General features: G+C 63.9%; 3 protein-coding genes. 2 read left to right on the top strand and 1 reads right to left on the bottom strand.

The genetic code is table 11. From position 1 onward, the window contains the following. Nucleotides 1-80: 80 nt before the first annotated feature. Nucleotides 81-335: a VF530 family DNA-binding protein gene (locus tag ACESNG_RS10210; protein WP_373058796.1), complete on the bottom strand. Its 255-nt coding sequence runs from the start codon at nucleotides 333-335 to the stop codon at nucleotides 81-83. Between the two features lie 158 nt (nucleotides 336-493). Here ACESNG_RS10210 and ACESNG_RS10205 point away from each other — a divergent pair, with 158 nt between their 5' ends. Together ACESNG_RS10205 and ACESNG_RS10200 are read left to right on the top strand one after the other, a co-directional pair. Continuing rightward, the gene (locus ACESNG_RS10205; protein ID WP_373058794.1) at nucleotides 494-991 is read left to right on the top strand and encodes a hypothetical protein; all 498 of its coding nucleotides are present in this window, start codon (nucleotides 494-496) and stop codon (nucleotides 989-991) included. After that, the coding region (locus ACESNG_RS10200; protein ID WP_373068842.1) for an EAL domain-containing protein at nucleotides 991-2,489 on the top strand (1,499 nt) is incomplete at its 3' end. The genes ACESNG_RS10205 and ACESNG_RS10200, both read left to right, overlap by 1 nt.

Genomic DNA, 2,489 nt, shown 5'->3' with positions numbered 1-2,489 from the left:
TGCGCGTGCTGGAACGCACGCCGTCGCGCCGAAGACGCAGGCGAGGGTGATCGCAAAAGACCCGAAACGAATCATGTACGCTACTCGGCCGCCGGCATCTTCGGCGTCTTGCGGGGATGTGCCGCTGAGTGGAGATACAGCGACTCGACCTTGGCGCGCGCCCAAGGGGTTTTGCGCAGAAACTTGAGCGACGAATTCACGCTCGGATCATGCGTGAAGCAGCGGATCTCGATACGCTCACCCAGCCCGTCCCATCCGTAGCGCTCGACGAGGTGCTCGACCATGGCCTTGAGGGTGACGCCGTGCAGGGGATCGACGGAGACCGGCTCAGTCATCGGCGTGGGCGGCGGAGGGAGGTCGAGAATCGCATGATTGGGCAATCTAGTCGGCGCATGCACCAGCGGATTCCCTCGTGCGTGCCCATGAGAGGGGGAGGCGGTGCCTCGGCCGTCGAGGGCCCCCGCGGGTGTTCAGGATTCGTGACGTCATACCGATGCCCACAGAGGCGACTCTCTCCTGGCTTCGCACACGGGTGGCGCGCCCGGGCGCCTTGGCCCGGTGCGTAGCCTTTGCTGTTTCTCTCGTCGGCGTGCTGGTCACGTGGGCAACCATCGAGGTCGCCCGCGATCTACGGGCCATGCGCGACGAGGCGAGGGCGGTCGGGGCCTTATGGGATGAGACGTTCGTCGCCCTCGAGCAGGACTTTTCGCGTCTCCTCGAGCGAGCGCCGACCGTCTGTGACGAGCAGACGATTCGGCGCATCGTGAGTGTCAACTTCACCAGTGAAGTCGCGCGCGCTTACTTCCTGCGACCGACGTCAGCGGAGTCGTGGTGCGGTCCACTCGGCGTGCGACGCCTCACGACCATGCCGCCGCCGCCGCTCGAAGGGGAGGCGTTACTCTACGTCGAGCCGTCGATTCGCTCCCTCGGGCTGCGCACGATTTCAACGCGCGGCGAGGCTGTGTTGCTCGAGAGCTCGACCCGAACGTGATGTCTCGCCTCGCGCTGCAGTGGTCGGGTGATGCGCATCGTTGGGATCGACAGCTGATCGCCGGCCGGGGCGAGCCGGTGCCGTGGATGAACGTGATCCTTTCCACGGATCGTGGGAAGCTGCTTTGGGAGCAGAGCTCGTGGTCTCCCGCTGGTCGTGTACGCCTAATACAGTCGATCAGCGTTGGGCATGTTCGCGCTCGGCTCGAGAGCAGCGCGTTCGTCCTGCTCCTGTTGGCCGTCGGGCTCATGCTCGCGCTGATGGGAGCACTGCAGAGTCGGTTTCGCGATCGCGCCAACCCACAGCGGCGGCTCGAGATCGCACTCCGTAAGCGGCGATTCGAGCCCTTTGTGCAACCGATCGTCTCCGTGCAGAGCGGCCGCTGCGTCGGCGGCGAAGTCCTGATGCGGTGGGCACACCCGGCGCGAGGGATCCTTCCTCCCTTGGAGTTTATCGGACTGGCCGAGGAATCGCGGCTCATTGTTCCCATGTCCAACATGGTCATGGCGAAAGCACGTGATCGGCTCGCCCCGGTGATCGAGGCGCATCGCGCGCTGTATTTCTCGTTCAACATCACCCCGGCGCAGCTCCGCACGCCGAATTTCGACAAGACGCTGGATCGTATCTTCGACGAGGCCTCACTCCCTCGGCAGCATGTGCTCTTGGAGGTTACGGAGCGGGACGTCGTCGATGCCGGGTCCGAAGCAGCTTTGCGCGCACTCAGGGCGGCCGGGTACAAACTGGCGCTCGACGATTTCGGCACCGGCCAGAGCAGCTTAGCGTCGATCGAGCGCGTCAACGTCGACCGTTTGAAGATCGATCGAGAGTTCGTGCGCCATGTCGATGAATCGACGACTGTGCGACCGGTGCTGGATACGATTATTTCGCTGGCGCACACGCTGCAGATTCCCTTGATCGCCGAGGGCGTTGAAACGGATGCCCAGTGGGACTACCTGGCCGCCCGCGGCGTGCAATACGTGCAGGGATATCTCATCGCGCGAACCATGGCCATCGAAGACTTCATCCGCTGGATCGAGGCGTATCACGCGGACTTACCGGAACCGACGGCACTCGGCGTTCCAACGCCGAAGCGCTCGCCACAGATATCGGAGAACATCACGATTCCATCCGACGAGCCGCTAAAGGCGATGCCGAAGTTCACCGCCGAAGAGCTACTCGATGAGATGCGTGGTCTCGACGGCATCGAGGTCCGAGACCGCCGGCATCACCTGCGTCGCTATCCGCAGTGCTTCGTGGCGGCGGATGCGGTCACCTGGATCGCCAGCCGATGGTCCGTGTCCCGCGCCGTCGCGGTACGCATCGGCGAGCGCCTCACGGCGCTTGGCTGCATCGAACATGTGGCGTCCGAGCATGATTTCGCCGATGCATTCCTATTCTTTCGCTTCGTCGCGAACGCAAACGACGGCGTAACATCCCACGAATCGTTACCGGATCTCGATGCAGTGGCGCGTCGCCTCCGCGATCCAGATGGCATCGC

Origin of the sequence: Gemmatimonas sp. (assembly GCF_041689975.1) — a bacterium.
GTDB lineage: Bacteria > Gemmatimonadota > Gemmatimonadetes > Gemmatimonadales > Gemmatimonadaceae > Gemmatimonas.
The sequence above is the reverse complement of the archived record's forward strand: the minus strand, read 5'-3'. Positions and strand labels throughout refer to the sequence as shown.